This window comes from Nocardia sp. NPDC057272, from assembly GCF_042668615.1.
In the GTDB taxonomy this organism is placed as follows: Bacteria; Actinomycetota; Actinomycetes; order Mycobacteriales; family Mycobacteriaceae; genus Nocardia.
On sequence record NZ_JBHUYK010000035.1, the window covers coordinates 1 to 14,507 of the forward strand.

The window sequence follows — 14,507 nt, forward strand, 5'->3', positions numbered from 1 at the left end:
GGCACCGGTGCTTGCTCCTTCGTCGCGTACGCCCCGGAGCCTGACCGGCGGCCCGGCCGCGGACCGGCCACTTCGTGGCCGTCCCTCCCTAGGGGTCGGGAGTGCGGTGGGTGGGTTGGGTGGGTTGTTGAAGACGGGGACGGGCTGGGTGTGCGTGCGGTGGGTTGTTGAAGGTGTGTCGGCTGGCTGGCTGGGTGTGTGGTGTGGTCGGGGCGGATCAGGTTGTGGCGGGGGCGGTTTCGGTGAGGGGGGTGGGGGTCTTGGCTGCTACTACCGCGCGGTAGACGATGGCGCCGGTGGTGAGGATTACGGCCACCGACAGGGGGCCTGCCCAGAGTTGCCACCAGCTGCCGCCGGCGGGGGTGTAGACCTCGGGGCGGGGCCAGGCCAGGTTGATGACCATGGCGATGCCCCAGACGACGGCGAGGGCGTTGATGGGGATGCCAAGGCGGCCCAGGTGGAACAGGGTCTTGTCGTCGGGGGCGGGCAGGCCCTGGATGCGGCGCAGCAGCAGTGGCACGGTGACCAGGAGGTAGGCCAGGTACAGGCTGACGATGCAGACGCTGGCGAGGGTGGCGAAGATGGCAGGGTTGCCGAGGTTCAGGACCAGCAGGCAGATGCCGAGGGCTCCGATCGCGACGGCGGGCCACACGGGGGTGCCGAAGCGGGGGTGCACGGTGGACAGGGCTTTCGCGAAGGGCAGTTTGCCGTCGCGGGCCATCGAGAACATCAGGCGCGAGCCCGCGGTCTGGATGGCGAGGGTGCACACGATCACGGCGACCGCGACACAGCCGAGCAGCACCGAACCGGCGGGGCTGTTCAGCTTCGAGGTGATGACGTAAGCCAGTCCACCGGTGGACAATTCGCCGTCGGACAGGCTCGGAGCCGCCATCAGCGCGCCGAGCAGCATGAGGCCGCCGCCCAGCGCCGAGACCGCCAGCGCGAGCAGGATGGTGCGGGGAGCGACCTTGCGCGGGTTCTTGGTCTCCTCGGAAAGCTCACCGGCGGAATCGAATCCGACCATCACGTACGCGGCCATCAGGCCCGAGACCAGGAACGCCGCCCAGTACGGGCCGGGGGAGGCCTGGTCGGTCTGGAACACCACATCGGGGCCGCGCTCGGTGTTGGCGAAGAACAGCGCGATGATCGCCAGCACGCCGACGATCTCGACGGTGACACCGATCGAATTGATCTTCGACATCAGGTCGATGCCGATCACGTTGATGGTGGTGGTGACGACGAGCAACACGCTGCCGAGCAGCACCGCGTTCATCGCGCCGTCGCGGGAGGTCAGCGCGGTGTCGGTGCCGATGAGCTGGAATCCGCTCCAGATCGAGGGCAGCACCACCTGGAGTGCGATGGCGGCCGCGGCGGCGGTCACGACCTGCGCGATCACCATCATCCAGCCGGCGAACCAGCCGATCAGCCCGCCGGCCAGCCGACGTGACCACTGATAGATACAGCCGGAGATCGGGTAGCGGGCGGCGAGCTCGGCGAAGTTCAGCGCGACCAGGAACTGGCCCGCGAACACCAGCGGCCACGTCCAGAAGAAGGCGGCGCCGCCGAACGAATAGCCGAAGCCGAAGAACTGGAAGATCGTGGTGAGGATGGAGACGAACGAGAAACCTGCCGCGAAGGACGCGTAACGCCCCAGTTTGCGGTGCAGGACCGGCGTGTAGCCGAAGGCTGCCAGATCGGCGCTGTCGCGGCCGAGTTCGGGTGGGGCGGCGGGGGATTCGAATGTCGTGGCCATGTCGGTGTCCTTCAGCGGTTCGGCCAATATCTATCAGTCGATAGTTTTGCGCGCGCGATCGCTCGAACGGTGTCGTGCGTGTATCGACTGGACGCCCCGCGGTAACTTCTGCGTTGCGTGAGTTTCTGTCAAATGACAGAAATTCGACGGCCGGGCATTCTCGCTGGTGAGCTGCCCGCTGCGGTGCAGGTCGTGGCCCGATGACAGAATCTTCGGTGTGGCGAATCTCGGTCCCGGGCGTCCCCGGCTGGAACAGCGGCGCAGGCAGGGAACTACGCCGCGCGCGGAGATCCTCGACGCGGCGGCGGAGCTCTTCACCACCAAGGGGTACGCCAACACCTCGACGCGGGCAGTCGCCGACGCGGTCGGCATCCGGCAGGCATCGCTGTATCACCACTTCGCCGCCAAGGACGACATCCTCGACGCGCTACTGGCCGAAACAGTGGCGGGACCGGTCGAACTGGCGCAGCGGATGATGACCGAACCGGACGGCGCGGCGACCCAGCTCTACGCTCTGGCCCTGTTCGACGTGCGCCAATTGCGGACGGCGCGGTGGAATCTGGGCGCGCTGTACCTGCTGCCGGAGTTGCGCACGGAACGCTTCGTCGCGTTCCGGCGACGACGTGACGAACTGCGCGGACACTACGAGCGTCTGGCCGCCGCGGCATCGACGGCCGCGGGGGAATCCGGCGACGCGCGGATCCTGCCGTTCCGGCTGGTGGAGACGGTGATCGCGATCAGGTACGACGAGGGGGCGGCGGGCGTGGACACCGAGCGCGTCATCCCGGACGCCGTTCTGCGCATCGTCGGCTACCCGGGCGACACGGGTGCGGTGCGGGCATCGGCCGCGGCGCTCCTCGCACGGCTGGGCGAGATCGCTCCCGCCTGAGAGGCCGTACCCGGTGGCGAGGAGCGCCGCGATACCTCAACTTCGGATGAACGCCAGGATGTCCTGGATGAGCTCCTGCTGATAGGCGCCGAAGACGCCGTGCGGTGCGCCCGCGTACACCTTCAGCGTTCCCTTCTCGACGAGCTCGATCGACTTCAGCGCGGCATTCGCGATCGGCACGATCTGGTCGTCGTCGCCGTGTGCGATGAAGACCGGCACCCGCAGCGCCTTCAGATCCTCGGTGAAGTCGGTCGCGGAGAACGCGGCGACACACTCGTAGGCGGCCTGGATCCCGGCGAGCATGCCCTGGCGCCAGAAGTCGTCCTGCGCGCCCTTCGAGACGACGGCTCCCTCGCGGTTGAAGCCGAAGAACGAGGGGGCGAGCTCCTGATAGAAGCTGGAGCGGTCGCTGAGCACCCCGGCGCGGATATTGTCGAACACCTCCATCGGCAAGCCGTCGGGATAGGCCTCGGTGGCGACCATGATCGGCGGTACCGCGCCGATGGTGACGACCTTGGCGACCCGGTCCACACCGTGCTGGGCGGCGTAACGCACGACTTCGCCGCCTCCGGTCGAGTGCCCGACCACGATGACATCGCGCAGGTCGAGTGACTCGATCAGCTCGGCGAGATCGCGCGCGTAGGTGTCCATGTCGTTGCCCTGCCACGGCTGCGAGGAGCGGCCGTGACCGCGGCGGTCGTGTGCGATGACGCGGTAGCCCGCGTCGGCGAAGGTCTTGCGCTCCAGTGCCCACGCGTCGGAGCTCAGCGGCCAGCCGTGGCTGAAGACGACAGGTTGTCCGGTGCCCCAATCGGAGAAATAGATCTCGGTGCCGTCGGTGGTGGTGAAGTAGGGCATTGTGCTGTGCTCCTGTCGGAGATGCGGACGAGTAGGTTGCCCATAGTTGTCGAGCGCCGGTGCGCTGTCGCCCACCGGAACGGCCGAAGATCCCGCCATTCCGGCCAAACAGTAGATTTATCGGCATGTCCACACCCCGGAATCGCCTACATCACACTACTTCCAGTGGTACACGGCGTATCGGGTTTCTCCTGTTCGACGGGGTGAAGGCACTCGACTACGTCGGTCCCGCAGAGGTATTCGTCGAGGCGAATCAGTTCGCCGATGCCTACGAGATCGTGCTGATCTCGCCCACTGGCGCACCGGTGCACAGCTCGGTGGGCCAGGGAGTTGCTGTGACGACTTCCGTGGCGGATGCGCCCCTGCTCGACACGCTCGTGGTGCCCGGCAGCGAAGTGCGCCCCGCCGAGTTCGTGCGTCCCGATCTGGTCGAGGCCGCCCGCGTTCTCGCGGCGCGCAGCCGTCGGGTCGTGTCCATCTGCAGTGGCGCCTTCGTGCTGGCCGAACTCGGGATGCTGGACGGCCGAAGCGCGACCACACACTGGAAATTCGCCGCCGAGCTCGCCCGCCGGTATCCCCGGATCGACGTGCAGGCGGACCGGATCTTCGTGCGGGACAACGACATCGCGACCTCGGCGGGCGTCGCGGCGGGCATCGACCTCGCGCTCGCGTTGGTAGCGGACGATCTGGGCAGCGACATCGCTCGCCAGGTCGCTCAGGGGCTTCTGGTCTATCTGCAGCGTTCCGGCGGGCAGACCCAGTTCTCGACGCCCATGCGCGCCGTCGCCCTGCCACCCGGTCCGGTGCGCGTGGTCACCGACCTGATCGCCAGGGACCCCGCCGCGCGGCACAGCGTGGTGGACCTCGCGCGATACGTCAATGTGAGCGTCCGTCACCTCACCCGCCTGTTCACCGAGGAGACCGGGCTCAGCCCGGCCGAGTACGCGGCGAATGTGCGGTTCGATCTCGCGCGGGCCGAGCTCGAAGCCGGCAGTTCGGTGAGCCGGGCCGCGTCCGGCGCGGGTTTCGCCAGCGCCGAGGCACTACGCCGGGCCTTTGTCACGCGGCTCGGGGTGTCGCCCTCGGACTACCGGCGCAGGTTCGAATCCGAGGCGAGTGCGTAGCGGGTCTCAGCGGGCGGTCGGCGGGGCGATCTGCCAGTGCTGGTTGAGTGCGCCCGCGATCTCGGGCAGCACGGTGATCGGGATTCGCTTGGCGCGCAGCATTTCCCGGATCTCGCTCACCTGTTCGCGCTTGCGCATGTCGTAGGCGCCCGTGACGGGGCGGATCACCGGTGGGATGGACAGCAGCACCAGTTCGTCGGCCGACTCGCCGTTCAGGTCGAGTGCCAGTGCCCAGCGGGCGTGCTCGTCGAGGGTGAAGCGGCCCGCGACGACGCGGTCCCACGGCACGGTCGACGAGCGGAACGGGGTCCGCGCGTAGATCGCGTGCTCGTGCAACTCGATGACGTCACGGACGAACAGCGCGACACCCACCGCGAAGCCGCCGACCGCCCCGACCAGCAGCCCGGTGATCACCCGGTTCACCCCGAACATCGCCAGGAACAACCCGACGACGCCCGTGGTGACCAGGACCGCGATCAAGCAATAGAACAGACTCCGCCTGGTGGACACCACACCGGCACGCACGACCGACATGCGGACCTCCCTCTCCAGCTCGCCGGGCCCGATGCTCGCGCCGATCGGCGAATCACGATTCGTGGCTCACCCTAGCGGTGCGCACCGCTGTGGGCTCACGAGCCGAGCGACACCGCTGCCTCGGAGGTCTCGACGAGGAAGGTGAAGGTCTCCTGGAAGTACAGCTGCACCGTCTCGGCGTCGTGGCTGAGGTAGCCGATCGACAGGTCCTGGCCGAGCGCGAGCTCGAAGTCGCCGCCGCGGGTGGTGAGCGCGAAACCGCCGGAGATCGCCGGAGCCCAGATGATCTCGCCGTCGATCAGCCGCTCGATGTGGGTCCGGATCGGGTGACCGTGATCGGAGGTTTCGCTGACCTGGGTGTACAGCTCGGCGCTGAGCACCACCGAGTACGGGCCCTGCACGCCGGCCAGGCGCAGGCCGGTGAGGGCGTGCGAGATGGCATCGGGAATGTCGACGACATTGCCCGGAAGGGCGACGGGGGAGTTCGAGGCGGCCTCGCGGATCCCGGTGATGCCCGCGGCGGCGTAGCTCTCGAAGATCGCGCGGTCTTCGGCGAAGGCGATCTTCTGCGCGGCGTCCTTGAGGTTGTCGAGGTCGGCGTCGCCCGCTCCGCGCTCGATGTCGTCGAGCTCGGAGCGTTGCAGGGTGAACGGCACCCGCAGCTCGATGACCGGTTGGATCACGCGCTGACGAGCCTGCACGCCGTCGTCGGGCGAGGCGATCGAGGTGACCCGGCCGAGGTTGCGGGCCGAGAAGTCGAAGCCGTGCGGTCCCGACACGTCGACCACCCGGCGACCCGCGATATTGCGCTTGAACGTGCGGGTTGCCTCCTCCTCGATCTGCGACCAGGCTTCGCCGGTGATCGGCGCGAGTTCGCGATGCAGGTTGTTCATTCAATTACTCCTTTTCATCGTGCCGATTGCGAGGGAGCCGTCCGAGCGAGCGGCTGCCGCCGCGTTCGCGCGTTCGACGGGGACGATTTCGGACAGTGTCGCCGGCTCGACCTCGGTGGCTGCCGTGTCGGGTGCGTCGGGCAGGTCATCGAGGAAATCCACGGTGGGAGTGAAGAAGAGCGTGCCGGTAACAGCGAAGGAGAAGTCGAGGATGCGGTCGTAAGCCGCCTCGCTGGTACCGAGGAACATCCGTTCGAGCATGCGTTCGGTGACGCTCGGGGTGGCGGCATAGGCCACGTAGTAGGTGCCGAACTCGCCGGCGCCGATGGTGCCGAACGGCATGTTGGCGCGCACGATCTGGCGCTCGGTGCCGTCGGGGTCGGTGATCGTGTTCACCGCGACGTGCGAGTCGGCGGGTTTCACGTCGTCGGGCAGTTCGTAGTCGGCGAGCTTGGTCCGCCCGATCACCCGCTCCTGTTCCTCGATCGACAGCGCGTTCCACTGGTCGAGCGGGTGGGTGTACTTCTGCACGACGACATAGCTACCGCCGGTGAACTCGGGATCCTCGTCGCCGATCAGCGCCGCCGAGGCCGCGCCCGGGCCTTCGGGGTTCTCGGTGCCGTCGACGAAGCCGAGCAGGTCGCGCTGCTCGAAATAGCGGAAGCCGACCGTTTCGTCGACGATGGTCGCCGCGCCTTTGAGGCGGGCGCCGATCACCATGGCGAGTTCGAAGCACGGGCCCTGGGTCTCGCCCCTGATGTGGAAGAACAGGTCGCCAGGGGTGGCCGGGGCGCTGTGGATCGGGCCGTTGTAACCCGGGAACTCGTGCAGCTCAGCGGGTTTCGGGCCGACGAAGAGCCGGTCCCAGGCCGCCGAGCCGATCGAGGTGACGCAGGTCAATCCTTCACCGGGCACCCGGAAACCGATCGAACGGCGCAATCCGGAGATGTCTGCCAAGAGGTCGCGGACCGCGGATTCGCCACCGGAATCGATGGTGGCGACAAGGAAGATCGCGGACGGCGTGAGTGGATCGAGGATCGGCTGTGGCTCACCCATGGCGTCCACAGTACGGCTCCGCACCGACAGGTCCGATCAACGCCTCGAGGTGTCAGATGTTTTCGGGCGATCGACCTGCTATTTCGCGACGGTCAGCAAAAATGTGACGTCGTCCACAGCTTTGACACTGTGGCGGGCGCGCGGCACCACGATGAGATCGCCTGCCGAACCCTTCCACTCGTCGGTGCCCGCGATCAGCACCAGCGTGCCGGAGAGCACCTGGATGGTGGCATCACCCGCATTGTCGTGTTCGGCCAGGCTCTGTCCCTCGGCGAGTGCGACGACCGTCTGGCGCAGCGCGTGGGTATGGCCGCCGATGAGGGTTTGCGAACTCCGGCCGCTCGTCGAGGTGGCCGCCAGCTTGAGCTGTTGACGGGCCACCGCCGTCAGCGATTTCTTGTCCATGGATCGGGCCTTTCGCAGGCATCTCGCGGGCAGGTCTTGCCAGGAGTATGCCCGACGGCGCCCACGCGTTCGGGCGTTTTGCCGCGACCGTTAGCTGTGTGTTGTCAGCCGCGGGTGTAGTGGCGAATGCGGTAGCGCAGACCGGTTTTCGAGGTCAGCCACGGGGCGTCGTCCGCATGCCATTCCGGGCCGATGACCGGGGCGAAGGCATCACCTGCCACGGTGGTGTCGACCTCGGTGACCAGCAGCGTCGTCGCCGAGGGCAGCGCGGCGCGGTAGATCTCGCCGCCGCCCGCCACCCAGGTGTCGGACTCGCCGGTCATCGTCAGCGCGTCGGGCACGGAGGCGGCGCGTTCGGCACCGTCGGCCGCCCACTCGGCCTGGCGGGTGACCACGATGTTGCGCCGGCCGGACAGCGGACGAAAGCTCGCGGGCAGCGAATCCCACGTCCGTCTGCCCATGATCACCGGGTGCCCCATGGTGGTGTCGCGGAAATTCGCCATATCCTCGGGCACCCGCCACGGAATGGTGTTGTCGACACCGATCACCCGGTCGTTCGCCTGCGCCCAGATCAGGCCGATCTGCTTCACACCGCCACCGGCGCCTTGATGCCGGGGTGATGTTTGTAATCGGACAGCTCGATGTCCTCGTAGGCGTAGTCGAACAGGCTCGTCGCCGGGCGCAGGTGCAGCGTCGGGAACGGGTAGGGCTCGCGGCTGAGCTGCTCGCGGACCTGGTCGACGTGGTTGTCGTAGATGTGCACGTCGCCGCCGGTCCAGATGAACTCGCCCGGCTCGAGCTCGGTCTGCTGGGCGACCATCAGGGTGAGCAGGGCGTAGCTGGCGATATTGAACGGCACACCGAGGAACAGGTCGGCGCTGCGCTGGTACAGCTGGCAGGACAGTTTGCCGTCGGCGACATAGAACTGGAAGAAGGCGTGGCAGGGGGCCAGCGCCATCTTGTCCAGGTCGGCCACGTTCCAGGCCGAGACGATCATCCGGCGCGAGTCGGGGTCGGTGCGCAGGGTGTGCAGCACCTGGGCGATCTGGTCGATGTGGGTGCCGTCGGGGGTTGGCCACGAGCGCCACTGCACGCCGTAGACGGGGCCGAGCTCACCCTTGGCGTCGGCCCATTCGTCCCAGATGGTCACGCCGTGCTCGCGCAGCCAGGCGACGTTGGAGTCGCCGCGCAGGAACCACAGCAGTTCGTAGGCGATGGACTTCATGTGGACCCGCTTGGTGGTGATCAGCGGGAAGGATTCAGCCAGGTCGTAGCGCAGCTGGTGACCGAAGATGCTGCGGGTTCCGGTGCCGGTGCGATCGGCCTTGGGCGTGCCTCGCTCCAGAACGTGCCGGAGCAGATCCTCGTACTGCGTATCAGGGGTGGCCACGTCTTGCGATTCTACGGGGGTCGGCTCTGCTGATCGGCACCTGGCAAGCTCTTCGGCTATGCGCAAGCTCTACGTGATCGGCATCGGCGCCGGCGACCCCGACCAGGTGACGATGCAGGCGATCAAGGCCATGCGAAAGGCCGAGGCCTTCTTCGTGATCGGCAAGGGCGCCGAGAAACAGGAACTGGTCGACGTGCGTACCACGATCCTGGCCGAACACGTGGACACGCCGCATCGGATCATCGAGATCACCGATCCGCCGCGTGAGCGCACTCCCGCCGACTACGCCGGTGTCGTCGTCGATTGGCACGAACGGCGTTCCGAACTCCTCGAAGCCGCGTTCGACCAGGTGGACGGCGTCGGCGCGATCCTCGTGTGGGGAGATCCGGCGCTCTACGACAGCACCCTGCGCATGGTCGAGCACGTGCTGGCGCGCGGGCGCGCCGACTTCGACTACGAGGTGATCCCCGGCGTCACCAGCATCGCCGCGCTGGCCGCCCGGCACCGCATGGTGCTGCACCGGATCGGTGAGCCCGTCCACGTCACGACAGGGCGCAGATTGCGCGAAGAAGGGCTCGGACCCGGGTCGACCGTGGTGATGCTGGACGGCGAATGCTCGTTCACCGAGGTCCGTGGCGACGATATCCATATCTGGTGGGGCGCCTACCTCGGCATGCCCGACGAAATCCTGATCGAAGGCGATCTGCGCGAAGTCGAAAGCCGCATCGTGGCCCGCCGCGCGGAACTGCGCGCGGAAAAAGGCTGGATCATGGATGTCTATCTGCTCCGCGACGGATCCCGCGCCGACGCACGATGAATAGCTAAACTGGCAACCGTGCCCGAACTGCCGGAAATAGAGGCGTTGGCGCAGTTCCTTCGGGATCATGCCGTCGGCGCTGTGGTCGGCCGTGTGGACGTGGCGGCCTTGAGCGCGGTGAAAACGTTCGATCCGCCGGTCACCGCGTTGTCCGGCCGCGATGTCACCGGTGCGGGGCGGTGGGGGAAATTCCTCGGAATGGATTGTGGCGGACTGTGGTTGATCACCCATTTGTCGCGCGGCGGATGGTTGCGCTGGGTCGATGAGCCGAATCCGTTGCCGCCCAAGCCGGGCGGTAAGAGCCCGCTGGCGCTGCGCGTGCATTTCTTCACGCCCGAGGGCGCCACGCCCGCGATCGACCTGACCGAGGCGGGGACGAAGAAGCGGCTGGCGGTGTATGTCGTCGAGGATCCGATGGCGGTGCCGGGGATCGCACGGCTCGGACCCGACGCGCTCGGACTGACCGAGGACGAATTCGCCGCGCTGCTGAAAAGCACATCGCAGCGAATCAAGACCGCGATCGTGGATCAGACTCTGATCGCCGGAATCGGCAATGCCTATTCCGACGAGATCCTGCACACCGCGAAGATCTCCCCGTTCGCGAACACCAGAACGATGTCCGCGGAAAAGGTTTCGCAGTTGTACATCGCGATGCGCACGGTGCTGCTCGACGCGGTCGATCGTTCGGTGGGACAGGACGCGGCCCGATTGAAGGGCGAAAAGCGTTCAGGCATGCGGGTACACGCCAGAACCGGGCAGGCGTGCCCGGTCTGTGGTGACACCGTGCGTGAGGTGTCCTACGCGGAGCGGTCCTTCCAGTACTGCGCCACCTGCCAGACCGGCGGCAAGGTGCTCGCCGACCGGCGGATGTCGCGGCTGCTCAAATAGTCTTCTCGCGCCAGGCTTCCAGCAGCCGGAGCCAGAATTCGCTGACGGTGGGGAAGGCGGGCACCGCGTTCCACAGAGCCTCCATGGGCACCCGTCCCACCACCGCGATGGTGGCCGCGTGCAACTGCTCACCCATATCGGGACCGACGAAGGTGGCGCCGAGAATACGGTCGGCGGCAATATCTATCACGAGTTTCGCGCGGCCGTGGAAGTCGTCACGCGAGAGCGCGGACCCCGCGACGGCGATGTCGAGCTCGACGGTGTCCACCGCGTGTCCGGTGGTGCGCGCCTCGTGTTCGGTGAGGCCGACGGAGGCGAGTTCCGGTGCGGTGTAGACGACCTGGGGCACCTGCTGATGGTCGGCGCTCGCGGTGAACCGCGAGCCGTCGAGTGGCCTGCCCTCCGCGCGGGCGGCGATCACGTCACCGGCTACCCTGGCCTGGTACTTGCCCATATGTGTCAGCGCCACACGATGATTCACATCGCCGACGGCGTAGAGCCAGTCGCCGGACACCGCACGCGCGGTCAGCTGGTCGTCGACTTCGACATAGCCGGCGGGCAGCCCCACCGCGTCGAGACCGAGATCCGCGGTGGCGGGGCCGCGGCCGGTGGCGACGACGAGTTCGTCCACCTCGAGTTCGCCGTCGCCGAGCACCAGGGTGACCGGACCGCCGTGGAGGCGGCCGACGCCGGTGTCCTCGGGATCGCGGCGCGAGACCAGTAACGGTTCGGTGTGGAACCGCACCTCGACGTTTCCGGTGTCACGCAAGCCCCGCAGCACCAGCTCCGACGCGAACGGCTCGCTGCGCGGCAGCAGGCGGTCACCCCGGACCAGCAGGGTCACCTCCTCGGCGCCGAGTTCGGCCAGCCAGGTCGCCGTTTCGCAGGCGACGACACCGCCGCCGATGATGGCGACCCGGCGCGGGACGACGGTCAGGTTGGTGGCGTCGCGGGAGGTCCACGGCAGCGCCTCGCGCACGCCCTGAATATCCGGGATGGTGGCGGTGGTGCCGGTCGCCAGGACGACGGCATGCCGGGCGCGCAAGCGCTTCACGCCGTCGTCGGTGCTTACCTCGACGAGTCGTTCGCCGACCAGACGGCCGGCCCCACGGACGGTGTCGATGCCGGTCGATTTCGCCCACTCGACCTGGGAACTGTCGTCGTGGTCGTGCACGAAGGCGTCGCGGCGGGCGAGGATGTCGGCCACCTGCGGGCCGCTCGCGCTCACCCCCGGCATCGCCTCGCCGAGGTCGAGTACGGCGCCGGGGCGCAGCAGTGCCTTGCTGGGAATGCACGCCCAGTAGCTGCATTCGCCGCCGAACAGTTCCCGCTCGACCAGGGCGGCGGTGCGGTCGCTGCCCGCGATGGCGTAGGCGGCGGCGTTCTCACCCGCCGGGCCGGCACCGATGACGATGACGTCGTACTCGAGCTCGGTCACTGCAGATAGCCCTCGACCTCACGGGGGGAACGCAGCCCCGTGTCCTCGGGAGATTCGCCGGAGCCGCTGCGGGCGCGTCTCTGCCGCAACAGATCCCAGGCCTGATCGAGCATCACTTCCAGTTCGGCCAGCTGCTTGCGTTCGGCTACCGGGTCGATCTCGCCCGCGGTGGCCTTGGCTCGCAGCGAGTGCTCGTCGTCGACCAGCTGTTTGATCCGCGCCAGAATGTCCTGATCAGTCATGCTCTCACCACTTCGATAGTCGGAGGGGTCGTGCCGGTTCCTGGTCCATGCTACGACCGCGCGGGTCCGGCGGAGCGTGCTGCTTCGGCGAGGCAGTCGGCCGCGACGGGCATGGCGCAGGCGAGGTCGGTGCTGTTCAGCGCGGTATAGCCGATGGCGACGCCGAAGTGGTGTGGTTCGCCGAGGTGGTGGCGGGCCAGACCGTCGAGCAGGACGCCGCGGGCGCGGGCGGCGTCGACGGCGTGGCGCTCGGCGGCGGGGCCGGGGAGTTCGACGACGACGTGCGAGCCCGCGTCGTCGCCGATGACGGGGAGCCCGCGGCGGGTGAGCGCGTCGACGACCAGGGCGCGTCGTGGCGGGACCACTCTGCGGAGCCGGCGCAGGTGCCGGGACAGGTCGCCGTGGCGGGCGAATTCGCTGAGGATCCGCTGCCCGGCGGGGCTCGGGGAGCTGCCGATCTCCGCGCGGTGGGTGAGCACCGCGTCGGTGATGTCGGGGCGGGCGACGAGCCAGCCCACGCCGAGGGTGGTGGCGATGATCTTGCTGGTGGTGCCGAGATGGACGACGACATCAGGTGCCATCGCCGCGAGCAGTGGTAACGGCGCTGTGTCGTAACGCAATTCGCCGTCGTAGTCGTCTTCGATGATGAAAGCGCCGGTTCCTCTGGCGAATTCGATGAGCTCGACCCGGCGCGCCGCGGGCATCATCGCACCCATCGGGAACTGGTGTGCCGGTGTGCAATACACCGCGCGGACGCCGGGCGGAATCCGATCCACACACAAACCCCCGGCGTCGACGGGCACCGGCAGCACCTCGATGCCGACGGCTCGCAGTGCGCCGACGGCGCGGAGGTAGCCGGGATCCTCGATGGCGACGGTGTCGCCCGGACGGAGCAGCGCGGTGGCGAGCTCACCCACCGCCGCGCTGGTACCGGCGGTGGCCAGCACCACCGATCCGGCGCCGGCCGCCAGGCCCCGATGGCGCAGGAGGTGGTCGGCGACCGCCGCCAGGAAGTCCGGTTCGCCCGCACGGTTCTTGCGGGCCTCGGGAGCTTGGTCGCCGGCCGCCCGCCACGCGCGGCGCCAAGCGGCGGAGTCGACGGCTTCGGCGCACGGTGCACCCGGACCCAGATCGAGCAGGCCCGCGTCGGGATCGGCACCGTGGCCGGCGCCGGTGGACGGTGGCGCGGTGGCGGGGGCGGTGCTGAGGTAGGTACCGGAGCCGTGTTTGCCGGTGAGCCAGCCTTCCGCGTGCAATTGGTCGTAGGCGACGGCCACCACCGCCCGGCTCACCCCGAGCCGCTGTGCCAGGGCGCGCGAGGACGGTAGCCGGTCGCCGATGCGCAGCACCCGATCGGTCGCCGCGGCGCGCAGGGCATCGGCCACCTGCACCGACAGCGGTTCGGGGGCGGTGCGGTCGAGCGGGATCGGAAGGTCGTCGAGCATCGTCCACCTCGAATTGGCCTGTTGAAATTCTGTTGAATTGGATCTACGCGTAGTCCACTTCTTCGGCGAAGCTCATCTTATGAGCACGCACGACGTCAACCGCAACCCCCTGTCACCGACCCCGCGCACCACGCTGACGCGCTCCAAGGAACGCGGCGTCACCGACCGCGCGGCACTGGACGCGGTGCTCGACGCGGGCCTGGTCTGCCACCTCGGCGTGCTGCTCGGTGGATCGCCGGTGGCGCTGCCCACCATCTACGGTCGCGTCGGCGACACCCTCTACCTGCACGGATCCACCGGCGCGGGCAATATGCGCGCCGCGATCGACACCGACATCTCCCTGACGGTGACCCACGTCGACGGGCTGGTGTACGCGCGCTCGGCCATGCACTTCTCGATGAACTACCGCTCCGCGGTGATCCGGGGCAGCGCGGTGCTGGTCACCGACGAGGCCGAGCGCGACAACGCGCTGCGGGCGATCGTCGAGCACTCCGCGCCCGGAGCCTGGGATCGGGTACGCCCGCCCAACCGCAAGGAGATGGCGGCGACGATGGTGCTCGCGCTCGACCTCACCGAGGCCTCGGTGAAGGTGCGTTCGGGCGGGCCGAACGACGACGAGGACGACATCGCGACCGGCGGTGTGTGGGCGGGGGTATTGCCGCTGCGACAGGTGTGGGGCGAGCCGATCCCGGCCGGCAACCTCGAACCCGGCATCGACGTGCCCGCTGACGTCAGTGCGCGGGTCACGCCGGTCGCGGTGCCCGTGCGTTGAGAT

16 protein-coding genes are annotated in these 14,507 nt (G+C 68.2%); 5 read left to right on the plus strand and 11 right to left on the minus strand.

Features of this window, described 5'->3' with window-relative positions:
- Positions 1–217: 217 nt before the first annotated feature.
- Positions 218–1,753 carry an amino acid permease gene (locus tag ACFULV_RS31010; RefSeq protein ID WP_378662921.1) on the minus strand — a complete coding sequence of 512 codons (1,536 nt, stop codon included), beginning with the start codon at positions 1,751–1,753 and terminating at the stop codon, positions 218–220.
- 217 nt (positions 1,754–1,970) lie between these two features.
- On the opposite strand from ACFULV_RS31010, the gene ACFULV_RS31015 reads away from it, so the two are divergent.
- On the plus strand, positions 1,971–2,642 hold the full coding sequence (locus tag ACFULV_RS31015; protein WP_378635830.1) for a TetR/AcrR family transcriptional regulator: 672 nt from the start codon (positions 1,971–1,973) through the stop codon (positions 2,640–2,642).
- A gap of 36 nt (positions 2,643–2,678) precedes the next feature.
- Here the strand turns inward: ACFULV_RS31015 and ACFULV_RS31020 are convergent, their stop codons facing one another.
- Entirely contained in the window at positions 2,679–3,500 is an 822-nt protein-coding gene (locus ACFULV_RS31020) for an alpha/beta fold hydrolase (RefSeq protein ID WP_378635832.1), read from the minus strand.
- A 203-nt stretch (positions 3,501–3,703) separates the two neighbouring features.
- Here ACFULV_RS31020 and ACFULV_RS31025 point away from each other — a divergent pair, with 203 nt between their 5' ends.
- Positions 3,704–4,624, plus strand: a complete 921-nt coding sequence (locus ACFULV_RS31025) for a GlxA family transcriptional regulator (protein WP_378662923.1) — start codon at positions 3,704–3,706, stop codon at positions 4,622–4,624.
- A 6-nt stretch (positions 4,625–4,630) separates the two neighbouring features.
- Here ACFULV_RS31025 and ACFULV_RS31030 read toward each other — a convergent pair whose 3' ends face one another.
- The 6 genes from ACFULV_RS31030 to ACFULV_RS31055 all read right to left on the minus strand — a co-directional run bounded on the left by ACFULV_RS31030 (position 4,631) and on the right by ACFULV_RS31055 (position 8,902).
- Positions 4,631–5,158 carry a hypothetical protein gene (locus tag ACFULV_RS31030; protein ID WP_101465660.1) on the minus strand — a complete coding sequence of 176 codons (528 nt, stop codon included), beginning with the start codon at positions 5,156–5,158 and terminating at the stop codon, positions 4,631–4,633.
- 95 nt (positions 5,159–5,253) lie between these two features.
- On the minus strand, positions 5,254–6,051 hold the full coding sequence (locus ACFULV_RS31035) for a family 1 encapsulin nanocompartment shell protein (protein WP_378662926.1): 798 nt from the start codon (positions 6,049–6,051) through the stop codon (positions 5,254–5,256).
- Complete coding sequence (locus ACFULV_RS31040) at positions 6,052–7,107, minus strand: Dyp-type peroxidase (protein ID WP_378635841.1); 1,056 nt, start codon at positions 7,105–7,107, stop codon at positions 6,052–6,054. It abuts the gene before it with no gap.
- A gap of 78 nt (positions 7,108–7,185) precedes the next feature.
- A complete protein-coding gene (locus tag ACFULV_RS31045; RefSeq protein WP_101465662.1) occupies positions 7,186–7,512 on the minus strand; it encodes a cupin domain-containing protein in 327 nt (108 codons plus the stop codon).
- A gap of 104 nt (positions 7,513–7,616) precedes the next feature.
- Complete coding sequence (locus tag ACFULV_RS31050) at positions 7,617–8,102, minus strand: dihydrofolate reductase (RefSeq protein WP_378662928.1); 486 nt, start codon at positions 8,100–8,102, stop codon at positions 7,617–7,619.
- Positions 8,099–8,902, minus strand: coding sequence for a thymidylate synthase (locus ACFULV_RS31055; protein WP_378635846.1), 804 nt, complete (start codon positions 8,900–8,902; stop codon positions 8,099–8,101). Before ACFULV_RS31055 ends, ACFULV_RS31050 begins: the two co-directional genes overlap by 4 nt.
- Positions 8,903–8,960: 58 nt before the next feature.
- Between ACFULV_RS31055 and cobF the strand changes: the two genes are divergently transcribed.
- Positions 8,961–9,719 carry a precorrin-6A synthase (deacetylating) gene (cobF, locus tag ACFULV_RS31060; protein ID WP_378662931.1) on the plus strand — a complete coding sequence of 253 codons (759 nt, stop codon included), beginning with the start codon at positions 8,961–8,963 and terminating at the stop codon, positions 9,717–9,719.
- A gap of 18 nt (positions 9,720–9,737) precedes the next feature.
- Entirely contained in the window at positions 9,738–10,607 is an 870-nt protein-coding gene (locus ACFULV_RS31065; protein WP_378635851.1) for an Fpg/Nei family DNA glycosylase, read from the plus strand.
- Here the strand turns inward: ACFULV_RS31065 and ACFULV_RS31070 are convergent.
- Genes ACFULV_RS31070 through ACFULV_RS31080 form a run of 3 tightly spaced genes read right to left on the minus strand, consistent with a single transcriptional unit; the run spans position 10,600 to position 13,732 of the window.
- Entirely contained in the window at positions 10,600–12,045 is a 1,446-nt protein-coding gene (locus ACFULV_RS31070; protein WP_378662934.1) for a dihydrolipoyl dehydrogenase family protein, read from the minus strand. The two genes, ACFULV_RS31065 and ACFULV_RS31070, sit on opposite strands and share 8 nt — an antisense overlap.
- Positions 12,042–12,287, minus strand: coding sequence for a DUF2630 family protein (locus ACFULV_RS31075; RefSeq protein ID WP_101465668.1), 246 nt, complete (start codon positions 12,285–12,287; stop codon positions 12,042–12,044). Before ACFULV_RS31075 ends, ACFULV_RS31070 begins: the two co-directional genes overlap by 4 nt.
- Before the next feature lie 50 nt (positions 12,288–12,337).
- Positions 12,338–13,732, minus strand: a complete 1,395-nt coding sequence (locus tag ACFULV_RS31080; RefSeq protein ID WP_378662937.1) for a PLP-dependent aminotransferase family protein — start codon at positions 13,730–13,732, stop codon at positions 12,338–12,340.
- Between the two features lie 79 nt (positions 13,733–13,811).
- Here ACFULV_RS31080 and ACFULV_RS31085 point away from each other — a divergent pair, with 79 nt between their 5' ends.
- On the plus strand, positions 13,812–14,504 hold the full coding sequence (locus ACFULV_RS31085; RefSeq protein ID WP_378662939.1) for a pyridoxamine 5'-phosphate oxidase family protein: 693 nt from the start codon (positions 13,812–13,814) through the stop codon (positions 14,502–14,504).
- The last annotated feature ends 3 nt before the right edge of the window (positions 14,505–14,507 follow it).